A 15,250-nucleotide genomic window follows, 5' to 3' on the forward strand; every position below is an offset into this window, starting at 1 on the left:
TACCTGTCGGGCAAGCTGGCGCCGGAGCTGCTGGGGGCCATCGCGGTGGCCGCCTACTCCTACATGGCGCTGGTACCGCTGATCCAGCCGCCGATCATGAAGGCGCTGACCACGGATAAGGAGCGGAAGATCCGCATGGTGCAGCTGCGTACGGTGAGTAAGCGGGAGAAGATCCTCTTCCCGGCGGTGCTGTTGCTGCTGGTGGCGCTCCTGCTGCCGGACGCCGCGCCGCTGCTGGGGATGTTCTGCTTCGGCAACCTGATGCGCGAGAGCGGGGTGGTGGAGCGGCTGAGCGATACGGTGCAGAACGCGCTGATCAACATCGTGACCATCTTCCTCGGGCTGTCGGTGGGGGCCAAGCTGGTGGCGGACAAGTTCCTGCAGCCGCAGACGCTGGGGATCCTGCTGCTGGGGGTGATCGCCTTCTGCGTGGGGACCGCCGCCGGGGTGCTGATGGCGAAGCTGCTGAACAGGTTCAGTAAGAACCCGATCAACCCACTGATCGGTTCAGCCGGGGTGTCGGCGGTGCCGATGGCGGCCAGGGTGTCGAACAAGGTGGGTCTGGAAGCGGACGGGCAGAACTTCCTGCTGATGCATGCGATGGGCCCGAACGTGGCGGGGGTGATCGGCTCGGCGATCGCCGCCGGGGTGATGCTCAAGTACGTGCTGGCGATGTAGGCCGGCCTGTTTCCGCGGCTGGCATGTCGGCCGCGGAGATTTCTCATAAGGAGACGGTGATGAATGAAGCCATAGCATGCTGTCCGGAAAACCGGACATCAACACGGGTGGCGGTGGTTGACGCCATGCTGGCGTCAGGCGATGAACTTGCACAACTGCAGCCGGCGCTGAACCTGCTTTCGCCCCCGCTGAACGCCACGCCTGGTGAAGCGCTGCTGGCCAGCTGTTATGAGGCCGGCGCTGACCACAACGCTGACGAGGCGACACGGGCGGTGACTGCCTTACCGGCGGCGGTCGTGCGCCCCGCGACGCCCTCGCTGCAGCGCAGCGGTCTGCTGTGCATGGCGGCCGGGGCGCTCAGCGCCCGGCAACTTCCGCTGACGCACAACCGGCTGTGCGACGTGGCGGGGCAGTTCGCCCGCGCTATCCCTGAAGGCGATGAAGAGGCGGGCAGTGGATTTTATACCGTGCGCAGCGTGTCCCTGCCCGTCTACCGGCGGCTGCGGCGGGATAACCATTCCCACAGCGTCTGTCTGCAGCAGGCGCTGCTACATTTGCTGGCCTGGAAGAGCGAGTCGCCCTGGGCGCGGCAGCAGGCGCAGCGCCTGCTCTGGCAGGGTGGCGTGCTGGGTGAGAAGGGAGAGTTTGCGCTACTGACGCTGGATGATGAGCTTCGCGAGCGACAGGTTGTCTGGCCCGCGCTGAGATCGCTGCTGGCGGTGACCGGGTTTTTGGTCAGATTCCCGGCCGGTCCGGTATTTAGCGATTAACGTGGCTCCCCAAACGGGGAGCCGCTTAGTTGGTGGCCGGGTATTCCTGGACGGCGATATGGAGCGTGATTTTCTTATCATCACGCATGATGACCACCGGAATTTCCGAACCCGGGCGGATCTCGGCCACCTGATCCATTGTCTCCAGCGCGGAGACCGCGGGTTTGTCATTCACGGAGATGATCACGTCGTTGGCGCGGATCCCCGCCTGCGCGGCCGGTCCGTCCGGCGCGACATCGTTAACGACGATCCCCTGGATCTGATCGATCCCGCCGCCCTGCGCGTGCAGCGGGGCGATCTCCCGGCCGCTAATGCCGATATAGCCGCGGATCACACGGCCATCCCGGATCAGCTTGTCCATAATTTTGGTCGCTAACTGGAACGGGATCGCAAAGCCAATGCCTTCAGGCGTTTCGCCGTCGTTGCTCTTGTCAAAGGAGAGGGTGTTAATCCCCATCAGCTCGCCGAGGGAGTTCACCAGCGCCCCGCCGGAGTTACCGTGGTTGATCGAGGCGTCAGTCTGCAGGAAATTCTGGCGGCCGGTGGGGTTGAGGCCAATGCGCCCTGTGGCGCTGATGATCCCCTGGGTGATGGTCTGTCCCAGGTTATAGGGGTTGCCAATCGCCAGCACCACATCGCCGATGTGCGGCGTGCGTTTCGGGTTGATCGGGATCACCGGCAGCCCGCCGGTAGCGTTGATCTTCAGCACCGCGAGGTCGGTCAGGGAATCGGAGCCTACCAGCAGCGCTTCGAAGACCCGGCCGTCCTGCAGAGCGACGATAATCTGGTCGGCATCGTTAATCACATGCTTGTTGGTCAGGATATAGCCGCGCTGGTCCATGATCACCCCGGAGCCAAGCGTCAGCTGATTATGGCTGGTGCTGTTCAGGGCGCGGTTATAGACGTTCACTACGGCGGGCGCGGCGCGGCGTACGGCGGCGTTATAGCTCGCCGGGGAGTCGTCTGCCGTATCGTTCTGGGTGGTCGGCGCTAGCTGCCACTGGCGCAGCGAGGGCATCAGGGCCAACAGCAGGCCCCCGACAAGCAAACCGATGAGTACTGAACGTAATAACTTTCCAGGCATGATGCAGATATCGTTAATGAATGGTCAGGCGCAGCATAGCATGAGTTGTCCGGACATCGCACATGGCGGCGATGTCCGGGGAGACAATCAGCGCAGCAGCAGATAGATGCTTTCGTTGCCGCGGATCACGTTCAGGGCGATGACCGGCGGTTTGCCTTCGAGCACTTTGCGTAATTCGGCAATCGAATGAATACGCTCGCGGTTAAGGCCAATGATAATGTCATCCTTATGCAGGCCGACCTGGGCGGCGGCGCTGCCTTTATCGACATTATCGATCACCACCCCTTTGGTGCCATCTTTCATCTGACCGTCGCTGAACGAGGCACCCTGCAGAGCCGGGATAATCAGCTCAGCGCTGGCGGTGGAGGAGGTGCTCTTATCCAGCGTCACTTCGACATCGACCGGTTTTCCATCGCGCAGCAGGCCCAGTTTGACTTTGGTCCCCGGCTCGGTGGTGGCGATCCGCGAGCGCAGTTCGGCAAAACTATTCAGCGGCTTGCCGTTCAGGCTAACGATGACGTCGCCGGATTTGATCCCCGCTTTGGCGGACCCGGAGTTTGGCAGCACTTCACTGACGAAGGCGCCGCGCTGAACGTTGAGGTTCATCGCCTTGGCGATATCGGCGCTCATTTCCATGCCTTTAATGCCCAGCAGGCCGCGCTTGATTTCGCCAAACTGAATGAGCTGGTCGGCGAGGGTTTTCGCCATGTTGCTCGGGATGGCGAAGCCGATGCCGATGCTGCCGCCGCCCGGCGCCAGGATCGCGGTGTTGATCCCGATAAGCTCGCCGTTGAGGTTCAACAGCGCGCCGCCGGAGTTGCCGCGGTTGATGGAGGCATCGGTCTGGATGAAATTCTCCAGCCCTTCAAGGTTCAGGCCGCTGCGGCCAAGGGCAGAGATAATGCCGGAGGTGGCGGTCTGACCAAGACCGAACGGGTTGCCGACGGCGACGGCGAAGTCGCCGACGCGGAGTTTATCGGAGTCAGCAATGGCGATTTGCGTCAGGTTTGACGGCTTAATCAGCTGCAGCAGAGCAATGTCGCTCTGTTCATCGCTACCGACCAGTTTGGCATCAAATTCACGACCATCGTTCAGCTGGACGCTGATCTTCTGCGCCTGATTGATGACGTGGTTATTGGTCAGCACGTAGCCTTTCGCTGCGTCGATAATGACGCCGGAGCCAAGCCCTTCGAACGGCTGCGCCTGCTCTTGCGGGGCGTTATCGCCAAAATATTTCTTCAGCTCTTCCGGCATATTGAGCGTCGGCGAGGCAGTGCCTTCCACCTGGACGCTGACTACCGCCGGCAGGACCTTTTCCAGCATCGGCGCCAGGCTTGGTAACGCGCCCTGGCCGGGCACCTGAGTCGGTAAGGATGCTGCTGCCGGAGGCAGAACCGACAACGATAACCCAATGCTTAACGCTAACGCACTCAACAGCAAAGTCTGTTTCTTCATTAGATGCTGGCTCTCGTAACCTGAGGTGTATGGAAAAATGTCCTGAATAACCTGATGTTATTGAATTTTTGCGCAGGTAACAATGTGGGGACTGGTTTAAATTGTAGCCGGGAAGTGGGGGAAGGAGCGGGCGCGATGGGCGCGCCCGGAGAATATTTTATCAGAGGCGATTGTTTAATCGCGTTTTGCGCCACCGCGCAGTAATCCGGATGCGCCTTCGGAGTAGTCGCGCGGCATCTGGACCGGCGCCTGATCGTTGCTGGCTTCAGACTCTTCCAGGCGGTTGCGGAACGGGTTGGCGTCTGCCATGGAATCCGGCAGCAGGTTGTTAGAGCTTTTCGCCATATGCTGATACAGCTGACGGTAGTCGTGCGCCATGTTATCCAGCAGCTCGGCGCTGCGCGCAAAATGGCTGACCAGCTCTTCACGGTACTCTTCAAGCTCGGCTTTATTCTTTTCCAGTTCGAACTGCAGCGCCTGCTGCTGGCGCAGTTTGCGGTTGCCGAAACGCATGGCGACGGCACCAATGATGATACCGACGACTAACCCAATTAGCGCGTATTCCCAGGTCATGAACATCTCCCGTTGTATTGTGGTTCCGTAGGGTGGCTCTTAGGCTCTCCGCCTGCGCCCGATAGTGCCACTATAACCGCTAATTCCACAGAAGTGGAATCCTGGCGTATCATCGCGTAGTGTAGAACGGCCTTTTTTTCGTCAATCGTGAGCTTCGACATCACGGTTTTCAAGGAATAACAATTAGATCATGCAAAGCCTGTCTCCAACATCGCGTTACCTTTCAGCCCTGAAAGAGGGCAGCCATCAACCCGACGACGTCCAGCAAGAAGCGGTGAGCCGCCTCGATACCATTTACCAGGAACTGCAGACTCAGCCCGCGCCTGTCGCGTCAGGCGGCGGTTTGCGCGCGAAATTCGGCAAACTGCTGGGTAAGCGCGAACCAGCAGCCGAGGCGGCGCCCGTCCGCGGCCTGTATATGTGGGGCGGCGTGGGGCGGGGGAAAACCTGGCTGATGGACCTGTTTTACCAGAGCCTGCCGGGCGAGCGTAAGCAGCGCCTGCATTTCCATCGCTTTATGCTGCGGGTGCACGAAGAGCTGACCACCCTGCAGGGCCATAGCGACCCGCTGGACATTGTCGCCGACCGCTTTAAAGCGGAAACCGACGTGCTCTGTTTCGACGAGTTTTTTGTCTCCGATATAACCGACGCCATGCTGTTGGGCGGGCTGATGAAGGCCCTGTTCGCCCGCGGCATCACGCTGGTGGCGACCTCCAATATTCCGCCGGATGAGCTCTATCGCAATGGCCTGCAGCGCGCCCGTTTTCTGCCCGCTATCGACGCCATCAAGCAGCATTGCGATATTATGAACGTCGATGCCGGCATCGATTATCGCTTGCGTACCCTGACCCAGGCGCACCTGTGGCTGTCGCCGCTGAATAACGACACCCGCGAACAGATGGATAAACTGTGGCTGGCGCTGGCCGGCGCGCCGCGCGCTGCCGGGCCGACGCTGGAGATCAACCATCGCGAGCTGCCGACCCTCGGCGTGGAAAACCAGACGCTGGCGGCGTCGTTCGCCACGCTGTGCGTGGATGCCCGTAGCCAGCATGACTATATCGCGCTCTCCCGCCTGTTCCACACCGTGATGCTGTTCGATGTGCCGGTGATGACCGCGCAGCTGGAGAGCGAAGCCCGGCGCTTTATCGCCCTGGTGGATGAGTTCTATGAGCGCCACGTGAAGCTGGTGGTCAGCGCGGCGGTGCCGCTGTACGACATTTATCAGGGAGAGCGGCTGAAGTTTGAGTTTCAGCGCTGTCTGTCGCGTCTGCAGGAGATGCAGAGCGAAGAGTACCTCAAGCGCCCGCATATGCCCTGACAGGATACTTTTTCCCGGCGAATTCAGGGCCGCAGGGCCGCCCCGGGAGCTGCCTGAAAAATCTCATAAAGGGGTCGATCTTTGACCCCGACTTCTCTATAATCTTGCGACCCCACGTTACGAGAAGGTTTTTTTCCCGAAACTTTCTATGTGCCGGCATAGGCTATTCGAAGGGGTAGGTTTGCTGGACAATGTCGTGTGAACCTCAACTGACTAAACGTTTGGGTGTTCACCAACGTGTAACTTATTATTTGGGTAAGCTTTTAATGAAAACTTTTACAGCTAAACCAGAAACCGTAAAACGCGACTGGTATGTTGTTGACGCGACCGGTAAAACTCTGGGCCGTCTGGCTACTGAACTGGCTCGTCGCCTGCGCGGTAAGCACAAAGCGGAATACACTCCGCACGTTGATACCGGTGATTACATCATCGTTCTGAACGCAGAAAAAGTTGCTGTTACCGGCAACAAGCGCGAAGACAAAATGTACTACCACCACACCGGCCACATCGGTGGTATCAAAGAAGCGACCTTTGAAGAGATGATTGCCCGCCGTCCTGAGCGTGTGATTGAAATCGCGGTTAAAGGCATGCTGCCAAAAGGCCCGCTGGGTCGTGCTATGTACCGTAAACTGAAAGTTTACGCGGGTAACGAGCACAACCACGCGGCACAGCAACCGCAAGTTCTTGACATCTAATCGGGATTATAGGCAATGGCTGAAAATCAATACTACGGCACTGGTCGCCGCAAAAGTTCCGCAGCTCGCGTTTTCATCAAACCGGGCAACGGCAAAATCGTTATCAACCAGCGTTCTCTGGAACAGTACTTCGGTCGTGAAACTGCCCGCATGGTAGTTCGTCAGCCGCTGGAACTGGTCGACATGGTTGAGAAACTGGATCTGTACATCACTGTTAAAGGTGGTGGTATCTCTGGTCAGGCTGGTGCGATCCGTCACGGTATCACCCGCGCTCTGATGGAGTACGACGAGTCCCTGCGTTCTGAACTGCGTAAAGCTGGCTTCGTCACTCGTGACGCTCGTCAGGTTGAACGTAAGAAAGTCGGTCTGCGTAAAGCACGTCGTCGTCCGCAGTTCTCCAAACGTTAATTGTTTTCTGCTCACGCAGAACAATTTGCGAAAAAACCCGCTCCGGCGGGTTTTTTTATGGATAAAACGGCTGTTATCCACAAGCTTACCGCCGGTTCTTGCCACTTTTTCAGCATTTCCAGAATCCCCTCACCACAACGTCTTCAAAATCTGGTAAACTATCATCCAATTTTCTGCCCAAATGCTGGTGATTGTTCATTTTTTGTTTTATTCGTGAACGAAGGTGACATCGCGCTACTGGGGTTTTTACATCTGGCCGGCCATGAGTGGCTGGCAGCAGTACAAAATTCTGAATATACCTGGAGGTTTTCATGGCTGTCGCTGCCAACAAACGTTCGGTAATGACGCTGTTTTCTGGTCCTACTGACATCTATAGCCATCAGGTCCGCATTGTGCTGGCCGAGAAGGGTGTCAGTTTTGAGATAGAGCACGTGGAGAAGGACAACCCGCCTCAGGATCTGATTGACCTCAACCCGAATCAAAGCGTACCGACGCTGGTGGATCGTGAGCTCACTCTGTGGGAATCCCGCATCATTATGGAATACCTGGATGAGCGTTTCCCGCACCCGCCGTTAATGCCGGTTTATCCGGTGGCGCGTGGCGAAAGCCGTCTGTATATGCAACGTATCGAGAAGGACTGGTATTCGCTGATGAACACCATCCAGAGCGGTACCGCAGCGCAAGCTGATGCTGCGCGTAAGCAACTGCGTGAAGAACTGCTGGCCATCGCGCCGGTGTTCACCCAGAAACCTTACTTCCTGAGCGATGAGTTCAGCCTGGTGGATTGCTACCTGGCGCCGCTGCTGTGGCGTCTGCCGGTTCTCGGTGTGGAGCTGGTTGGCGCAGGCGCGAAAGAGCTCAAAGGCTATATGACTCGCGTATTTGAGCGTGATTCCTTCCTCGCCTCTTTAACTGAAGCCGAGCGTGAAATGCGCCTCGGTCGGGGCTAAATAATGGATGTATCACAGCTGACGCCGCGTCGCCCGTATCTGCTGCGGGCGTTTTATGACTGGCTGCTGGATAACCAGCTGACGCCGCATCTGGTGGTGGATGTCACGCTGCCGGGCGTGCTCGTGCCGATGGAGTATGCGCGCGACGGGCAAATCGTTCTCAATATTGCCCCGCGTGCGGTAGGTAATCTTGAGCTGGCGAACGACGAAGTGCGCTTCAACGCTCGCTTTGGCGGCGTGCCGCGCAACGTATCTGTCCCGCTGGCTGCGGTACTCGCCATCTATGCCCGTGAGAACGGCGCCGGCACGATGTTTGAACCGGAAGCGGCCTATGACGAAGACGTCAGCAGCCTCAACGATGATGACGTCGCGCCTGAGAGTGAAAGCGAAACGGTGATGTCGGTGATTGATGGCGATAAGCCCGATAATCACGACGACGATCCTGACGACACGCCGCCGCCGCGCGGTGGTCGCCCGGCGCTGCGCGTGGTGAAGTAACTCCCTTCTCTGACAGGCCCTGCGGGGCCTGTTTTTTTTGTCTGTCCGCTTTGTTAACTCTGCCACAAACGAGGCGCCCCATGGCTGGTACTGTCATCGCCACAGGTAGCTTTCAGGGAGCAGACATGACTTTACTCGCACAACTGGACCAGCAAATCCGTCATCATGGCGGATTAATTGTCTCCTGCCAGCCGGTGCCGGGCAGCCCGCTGGATAACCCCGCCATTGTCGCGGCGATGGGGCTGGCGGCGGAGCAGGCGGGGGCGGTGGCGCTGCGCATCGAAGGTCTGGCCAACCTGCAGGCCGTTCGTCCGTTAGTGACGGTGCCTGTTATCGCGCTGATTAAGCGCGATCTGCATGATAGCCCGGTGCGTATTACGCCGTGGCTTGAGGATGTGAATGCCCTGGCGCAGGCGGGGGCCGATATCATTGCGGTTGACGGCACGCGGCGCCAGCGTCCGGCCTCTGTCGCATCGTTGTTGGTGGCAATTCACCGCCAGGGGAAAAATGCGATGGCAGATTGTTCCTCTCTCGACGATGCCCTTGAATGCTGGCAGTTGGGCTTCGATATGGTTGGCACCACCCTCTCAGGCTATACCGCAGAGGAGACACCGGTCGAGCCGGATCTGGCGCTGGTGAAAAGCCTGAGCGCCGCGGGCTGCAGAGTGGTCGCTGAGGGACGCTACAATACGCCTGCGCAGGCGGCTGAGGCAATGCGCTGCGGCGCGTGGGCGGTGACCGTCGGCTCGGCGATCACCCGCTTAGAACATATCTGCGGCTGGTATAATACGGCGCTGAAAGCGGCGGTTTGCCCGGCGAATGGGCAATAAAAAAGCCCGATGTCGTTAACCATCGGGCTTTTATGCGCTGAGACTCCGGGCCTAATCAGACTTCAAGGTAGTTGAGGATCCCGTCAGCCGCTTTACGTCCTTCCGCAATCGCGGTGACCACCAGGTCGGAACCGCGAACGATATCGCCGCCGGCGAAGATTTTCGGGTTGCTGGTCTGGAAGGCGTTCTCGCTGCCTTCCGGCGCAATGATGCGGCCCTGGGAGTCCAGCTCGACGCTGTGCTTCGCCAGCCACTCCATGCTGTGGGGACGGAAGCCAAACGCCATGACGACGGCGTCTGCCGGCACCACGTGCTCAGAGCCGGCGACGATCTCCGCGCGACGGCGGCCTTTCGCATCCGGCTGGCCCATCTCGGTGCGCGCCATCTTCACGCCGCACACTTTGCCGTTGGCATTCACTTCCACGCCCAGCGGCTGGACGTTGAACTGGAACTCAACGCCTTCCTCACGCGCGTTTTTCACTTCGCGTTTTGAACCCGGCATGTTCTCTTCGTCACGACGATAGGCGCAGATCACGTGCGCCGCATTCTGACGGACGGAGGTACGTACGCAGTCCATCGCGGTATCGCCACCGCCGAGAACGACCACGCGTTTGCCTTCCATGCTGACGTAGGGCTCATCGGCGGTTTCGCCAAAGCCCATGATCTGCTTGGTGTTGGCGATCAGGAACGGCAGCGCGTCGTAGACGCCCGGGGCGTCTTCATTGTCCAGCCCGCCGCGCATCGACTGATAGGTGCCGACGCCGAGGAACACGGCATCGTACTCTTTCAGCAGGTCGTCGAGCTGCACGTCGCGGCCCACTTCGGTATTGAGTTTGAACTCAATGCCCATGCCGGTGAAGATCTCCCGGCGGCGGGTCATCACCTCTTTTTCCAGCTTGAACGCCGGGATACCGAAGGTCAGCAGGCCGCCGATTTCCGGATGGCGGTCAAACACCACCGCCTTGACGCCGTTGCGGGTCAACACGTCGGCACAGGCGAGGCCCGCCGGGCCAGCGCCGATGATCGCGACGGTTTTACCGGTCGGTTTCACGCCGGAGAGATCCGGACGCCAGCCCATCTCGAATGCCTTATCATTGATGTAGCGTTCGATGTTGCCGATGGTCACCGCGCCGAACTCATCGTTCAGCGTACAGGAGCCTTCACACAGGCGGTCCTGCGGGCAGACGCGCCCGCAGACTTCCGGCAGGGTGTTGGTCTGGTGCGACAGCTCAGCCGCCTCAAAAATACGCCCCTCGTTGGCCAGCTTCAGCCAGTTCGGGATGTAGTTATGCACCGGGCACTTCCACTCGCAGTACGGGTTGCCGCAGGAGAGGCAGCGATCCGCCTGCGCCTTGGCCTGGCCTTCTGAAAACGGCTCGTAAATTTCCACAAATTCAATTTTACGGATCTTCAGCGGTTTCTTAGGCGGATCAACGCGCTGCAGGTCGATAAATTGATAAACGTTCTGACTCATCTTAACCCCTTACTGCGCCTGCACCCGCAGCTCAGCTGCGGAACGACTACGGTGACCCAACAGTGCTTTAACATCGCTGGACTTCGGTTTAACCAGCGCAAACTTCGCGGAGAAGGCCGGCCAGTTGGCGAGGATCTCTTCGCCGCGTTGCGAACCGGTAAGCTGCACGTGCTCGGTGATTAAACCGCGCAGGTGCTCTTCATGGATAGCCAGAGAGTCAACGTCCAGCACTTCCACCAGCTCCGGGTTCACGCGTTTACGGAAGTCGCCATCTTCATCCAGGACATAGGCAAAGCCGCCGGTCATCCCTGCGCCAAAGTTGACGCCGGTTTTACCGAGCACGCAGACGATACCGCCGGTCATGTATTCACAGCCGTTGTCGCCGATGCCTTCCACCACGGTGATGGCGCCGGAGTTACGCACCGCGAAACGCTCACCTGCGCGGCCTGCGGCGTACAGACGACCACCGGTCGCGCCGTACAGGCAGGTGTTGCCGATAATGCTGGCTTCGTGGCTGCGGAAAGCGGAGCCCACCGGCGGACGAATGGCCAGCAGACCGCCCGCCATGCCTTTGCCGACATAGTCGTTGGCGTCGCCCGTCAGATGCAGTTCCACGCCGCCGGCGTTCCACACGCCGAAGCTCTGGCCCGCGGTGCCGCTAAAGTGAGCGACGATCGGGTCGCCCGCCAGTCCCTGGTCGCCATGGGTCTGGGCAATATACCCGGACAGCGAGGCCCCCACGGAGCGGTCGGTATTGCGGATATCGAACCAGAACGTTTTGCTCTGCTTTTCATCCACGTACGGTTTCGCCTGCTGCAGCAGCTGGGCGTTGAGCACGCCGTTATCGAACGGCGGGTTATTTTCGGTGCAGTACAGCGCTTTGCCAGGATGCGGCTCTGCGGTCTCCAGCAGTTTACCCAGATCCAGTTTCTGCTGCTTGGCGGTGAACCCATCCAGCTCTTTGAGCAGATCGGTGCGGCCAATCAGATCCACCAGGCGCTTGACGCCCAGCTGGGCCATCAGCTCGCGGGTTTCACGGGCGATAAATTCAAAGTAGTTGGTCACTTTGAACGGCAGACCGTGATAGTGGTTCTTACGCAGTTTGTCATCCTGGGTCGCCACGCCGGTCGCGCAGTTGTTCAGGTGGCAAATACGCAGGTATTTACAGCCCAGCGCCACCATCGGGCCGGTACCGAAACCGAAGCTTTCCGCGCCGAGGATCGCCGCTTTGATGATATCGAGGCCGGTTTTCAGGCCGCCATCCACCTGCAGACGGATCTTATGACGCAGGCCGTTAGCGACCAGCGCCTGCTGGGTTTCCACCAGACCAAGCTCCCACGGACAGCCGGCATATTTCACGGAAGAGAGCGGGCTCGCCCCGGTGCCGCCGTCGTAGCCGGCGATGGTGATCAGGTCGGCATATGCTTTGGCTACGCCGGTGGCGATGGTGCCCACGCCCGGTTCAGAAACCAGTTTGACCGAAATCATCGCTTTCGGGTTGACCTGCTTGAGGTCGAAAATCAGCTGCGCCAAATCCTCGATAGAGTAGATATCGTGGTGCGGCGGCGGGGAGATCAGCGTCACGCCCGGTACCGAATAGCGCAGTTTGGCGATGTACGGAGTGACTTTATCACCCGGCAGCTGGCCGCCTTCACCCGGCTTCGCGCCCTGGGCGACTTTGATCTGGATAACGTCGGCATTGACCAGATAGGCTGGGGTGACGCCGAAGCGGCCGGACGCCACCTGCTTGATGCGCGACACTTTATTGGTGCCGTAGCGCGCCGGGTCTTCACCGCCTTCACCGGAGTTAGAGAAGCCGCCGATGCTGTTCATCGCTTCCGCCAGCGATTCGTGCGCTTCCGGACTCAGGGCGCCGATCGACATCGCTGCGGTATCGAAGCGTTTGAACAGCTCCTTCGCCGGCTCCACGTCGTCGATGCTGATGGCGTCTTCGCCCGGATTGAGCGCCAGCAGATCGCGCAGCGTGGCCGCCGGACGTTCGTTAACCAGCTTCGCGTATTGTTGATAATCGCTGTACTCGCCGCTCTGCACAGCCTGCTGCAGGGTACGCACCACGTCCGGGTTGTAGGCGTGATATTCGCCGCCGTGAACGTACTTCAGCAGACCGCCCTGAGCCAGCGGCTTGCGCGCCAGCCAGGCGCGTTTCGACAGATTCAGCAGGTCCTGCTGGAAATCGTCGAAGCCGGCGCCGCCGATGCGGCTGACCACGCCCTGGAAGCAGAGATCGGAGACATCGCGATGCAGACCGACCGCTTCGAACAGCTTCGAGCAGCGGTAGGAGGCGATGGTCGAGATCCCCATCTTGGACATGATCTTATACAGACCTTTATTGATACCGTTGCGATAGTTCAGCATCACCGCACGGTACGGTTTATCGATAGCTTTGCTGTCGACCAGCTTCGCCAGCGTTTCATAGGCGAGGTACGGATAGATAGCTGTCGCGCCGAAGCCCAGCAGCACGGCGAAGTGATGCGGATCGCGGGCGCTGGCGGTTTCAACGATGATGTTGGCATCGCAGCGCAGACTTTTATCGACCAGACGGGTCTGGATCGCGCCAACGGCCATCGGCGCCGGCACCGGCAGGCGGTCTTTGGCGATGTTGCGGTCAGAAAGAACCAGCAGCACGGTACCATCGCGTACCATTTGCTCCGCTTTGTCGCACAGGGCCTTCACCGTCTCGCTGAGGGAAGCCTCTGCCGGGTTGAAGGTGATGTCGAGGACGTCGGCACGATAGTGCTCTTCTTCCATCGTCGTCAGCTGTTTGAAATCGGAGTACAGCAGGATCGGCGATTTGAAGCTCAGACGATGCGCCTGGCCTTCCGCTTCGCAGAAGACGTTCATTTCGCGCCCGATGCTGGTGGCCAGCGACATGACGTGCGCTTCACGCAGCGGATCGATAGGCGGGTTCGTCACCTGGGCGAACTGCTGACGGAAATAATCGTAGATAATGCGCGGCTGGCTGGAAAGGACGGCGAAAGGCGTGTCATCGCCCATTGAGCCGACCGCTTCCTGGCCATTTTCGCCGAGCACGCGCAGCACCGAGTCCAGCTCTTCTGCGCTGTAGTTAAACTGTTTCTGGTAGCTGGCCAGCAGATCGTCGTCCAGCTGGCGGCTGCCAACCTCTTCGTCCGGCAGATCTTCAAATGGCACCAGGCGACGAACGTTTTTCTCCATCCACTCTTTATACGGATGGCGGCTCTTCAGATCGTCATCGGTTTCCGCTGAGTGCAGAATGCGTCCGGCACGGGTATCGATAACCATCAGCTCACCCGGACCCACGCGGCCTTTCTCAACCACTTCGTCCGGCTGGTAGTCCCAGATGCCGACTTCAGAGGCGCAGGTGATGAGCTTATCTTTGGTAATGACGTAGCGCGCCGGGCGCAGGCCATTACGGTCGAGGTTACAGGCCGCGTAGCGACCATCGGACATGACGATACCCGCCGGGCCGTCCCATGGCTCCATATGCATGGAGTTAAAGTCGAAGAACGAACGCAGCTCCGGATCCATATCCGGGTTGTTCTGCCAGGCTGGCGGCACCAGCAGACGCATGGCGCGCACGATGTCCATCCCGCCGGCCAGAAGCAGCTCCAGCATGTTGTCCATTGAACTGGAGTCGGAGCCGGTTTCGTTAACGAACGGCGCGGCGTCGTGCAGGTCCGGGATCAGCGGGGTCTGGAACTTATAGGTACGGGCGCGAGCCCACTGGCGGTTGCCGGTGATGGTGTTGATTTCACCGTTGTGCGCCAGGTAGCGGAACGGCTGCGCCAGCGGCCAGCGTGGTACGGTGTTGGTGGAGAAGCGCTGGTGGAACAGGCAGATAGCCGACTCCAGGCGCAGGTCCGCGAGGTCCAGGTAGAAGCGCGGCAAATCCGCCGGCATACACAGACCTTTATAGATGTTGACCAGGTTGGACAAGCTACAAACGTAGAAATCTTTGTCTTCCTGCAGGCGTTTTTCAATGCGACGACGCGCAATAAACAGACGACGCTCCATATCGCGCGGGCGCCAGCCAGCCGGGGCGTTAACAAAGATTTGCTCAATACGGGGCAGCGAGGAGAGGGCGATTTCACCGAGCACGCCTTCGTTGGTCGGCACATCGCGCCAGCCAACAATCGACAGGGTCTCAAGCTGAAGTTCTTCTTCAACGATGCGGCGTGCCGCTTTCGCCAGTTCAGGATCTTTATTCAGGAACAGCATCCCAACGGCGTAGTTTTTGGCTAAACGCCAGCCGCGCTCTTCGGCAACGATGCGGAAGAAACGATCGGGTTTTTGCAGCAGCAGACCGCAACCGTCGCCGGTTTTACCATCGGCAAGGATTGCGCCACGGTGCTGCATGCGGGCCAGTGCGTGTATCGCGGTTCGCACTACCTTGTGGCTAGGTTCGCCTTCTATGTGGGCGATCAGGCCGAAACCACAGTTATCCCTCTCAAGGGATTTGTCGTACAACATATCAGTGAACCTCCCCAGGCTCTACGGACCCCCTCCGATACCGATTG

The 15,250-nt window shown here is 59.4% G+C and carries 14 protein-coding genes; 9 read left to right on the forward strand and 5 right to left on the reverse strand.

Annotated features, from left to right (window positions below; all coding sequences use genetic code 11):
- Both MKR05_RS23670 and MKR05_RS23675 read left to right on the forward strand, forming a co-directional pair.
- Positions 1 to 678: sodium ion-translocating decarboxylase subunit beta (locus MKR05_RS23670; RefSeq protein WP_142375652.1), on the forward strand; the 678-nt coding region annotated here is incomplete at its 5' end.
- A gap of 59 nt (positions 679 to 737) precedes the next feature.
- Positions 738 to 1,448: a hypothetical protein gene (locus tag MKR05_RS23675; RefSeq protein WP_023291142.1), complete on the forward strand. Its 711-nt coding sequence runs from the start codon at positions 738 to 740 to the stop codon at positions 1,446 to 1,448.
- A gap of 25 nt (positions 1,449 to 1,473) precedes the next feature.
- Here MKR05_RS23675 and degS read toward each other — a convergent pair whose 3' ends face one another.
- The 3 genes from degS to zapG form a co-directional block, all read right to left on the reverse strand.
- The gene (degS, locus tag MKR05_RS23680; protein ID WP_002918568.1) at positions 1,474 to 2,532 is read right to left on the reverse strand and encodes an outer membrane-stress sensor serine endopeptidase DegS; all 1,059 of its coding nucleotides are present in this window, start codon (positions 2,530 to 2,532) and stop codon (positions 1,474 to 1,476) included.
- 87 nt (positions 2,533 to 2,619) lie between these two features.
- Positions 2,620 to 3,987, reverse strand: coding sequence for a serine endoprotease DegQ (degQ, locus tag MKR05_RS23685; RefSeq protein WP_017899931.1), 1,368 nt, complete (start codon positions 3,985 to 3,987; stop codon positions 2,620 to 2,622).
- Between the two features lie 174 nt (positions 3,988 to 4,161).
- Positions 4,162 to 4,560 (reverse strand): Z-ring associated protein ZapG, encoded by a 399-nt coding sequence (zapG, locus tag MKR05_RS23690; protein ID WP_012540461.1) that lies wholly within the window; start codon positions 4,558 to 4,560, stop codon positions 4,162 to 4,164.
- Between the two features lie 190 nt (positions 4,561 to 4,750).
- On the opposite strand from zapG, the gene zapE reads away from it, so the two are divergent.
- The 7 genes from zapE to MKR05_RS23725 all read left to right on the forward strand — a co-directional run bounded on the left by zapE (position 4,751) and on the right by MKR05_RS23725 (position 9,259).
- Complete coding sequence (gene zapE / locus MKR05_RS23695) at positions 4,751 to 5,878, forward strand: cell division protein ZapE (protein WP_023291141.1); 1,128 nt, start codon at positions 4,751 to 4,753, stop codon at positions 5,876 to 5,878.
- A gap of 266 nt (positions 5,879 to 6,144) precedes the next feature.
- Entirely contained in the window at positions 6,145 to 6,573 is a 429-nt protein-coding gene (rplM, locus tag MKR05_RS23700; RefSeq protein WP_002918559.1) for a 50S ribosomal protein L13, read from the forward strand.
- 15 nt (positions 6,574 to 6,588) lie between these two features.
- The gene (gene rpsI / locus MKR05_RS23705; RefSeq protein ID WP_000829818.1) at positions 6,589 to 6,981 is read left to right on the forward strand and encodes a 30S ribosomal protein S9; all 393 of its coding nucleotides are present in this window, start codon (positions 6,589 to 6,591) and stop codon (positions 6,979 to 6,981) included.
- A 57-nt stretch (positions 6,982 to 7,038) separates the two neighbouring features.
- Complete coding sequence (locus MKR05_RS23710) at positions 7,039 to 7,323, forward strand: hypothetical protein (protein ID WP_136070768.1); 285 nt, start codon at positions 7,039 to 7,041, stop codon at positions 7,321 to 7,323.
- Entirely contained in the window at positions 7,293 to 7,931 is a 639-nt protein-coding gene (gene sspA, locus MKR05_RS23715; protein WP_002918467.1) for a stringent starvation protein SspA, read from the forward strand. The genes MKR05_RS23710 and sspA overlap by 31 nt, the downstream gene beginning before the upstream one ends.
- 3 nt (positions 7,932 to 7,934) lie before the next feature.
- Positions 7,935 to 8,429, forward strand: coding sequence for a ClpXP protease specificity-enhancing factor (sspB, locus tag MKR05_RS23720; RefSeq protein WP_002918465.1), 495 nt, complete (start codon positions 7,935 to 7,937; stop codon positions 8,427 to 8,429).
- Between the two features lie 125 nt (positions 8,430 to 8,554).
- The gene (locus tag MKR05_RS23725) at positions 8,555 to 9,259 is read left to right on the forward strand and encodes an N-acetylmannosamine-6-phosphate 2-epimerase (RefSeq protein WP_101997254.1); all 705 of its coding nucleotides are present in this window, start codon (positions 8,555 to 8,557) and stop codon (positions 9,257 to 9,259) included.
- A 55-nt stretch (positions 9,260 to 9,314) separates the two neighbouring features.
- Here the strand turns inward: MKR05_RS23725 and gltD are convergent, their stop codons facing one another.
- Positions 9,315 to 10,733 carry a glutamate synthase subunit GltD gene (gene gltD, locus MKR05_RS23730; RefSeq protein WP_032454181.1) on the reverse strand — a complete coding sequence of 473 codons (1,419 nt, stop codon included), beginning with the start codon at positions 10,731 to 10,733 and terminating at the stop codon, positions 9,315 to 9,317.
- Positions 10,734 to 10,742: 9 nt separating this feature from the next.
- Positions 10,743 to 15,203 carry a glutamate synthase large subunit gene (gene gltB, locus MKR05_RS23735; RefSeq protein ID WP_044524842.1) on the reverse strand — a complete coding sequence of 1,487 codons (4,461 nt, stop codon included), beginning with the start codon at positions 15,201 to 15,203 and terminating at the stop codon, positions 10,743 to 10,745.
- Positions 15,204 to 15,250 lie beyond the last annotated feature (47 nt).

Source organism: Klebsiella sp. K5-204, assembly GCF_030128585.1.
Lineage (GTDB): Bacteria > Pseudomonadota > Gammaproteobacteria > Enterobacterales > Enterobacteriaceae > Klebsiella > Klebsiella quasipneumoniae.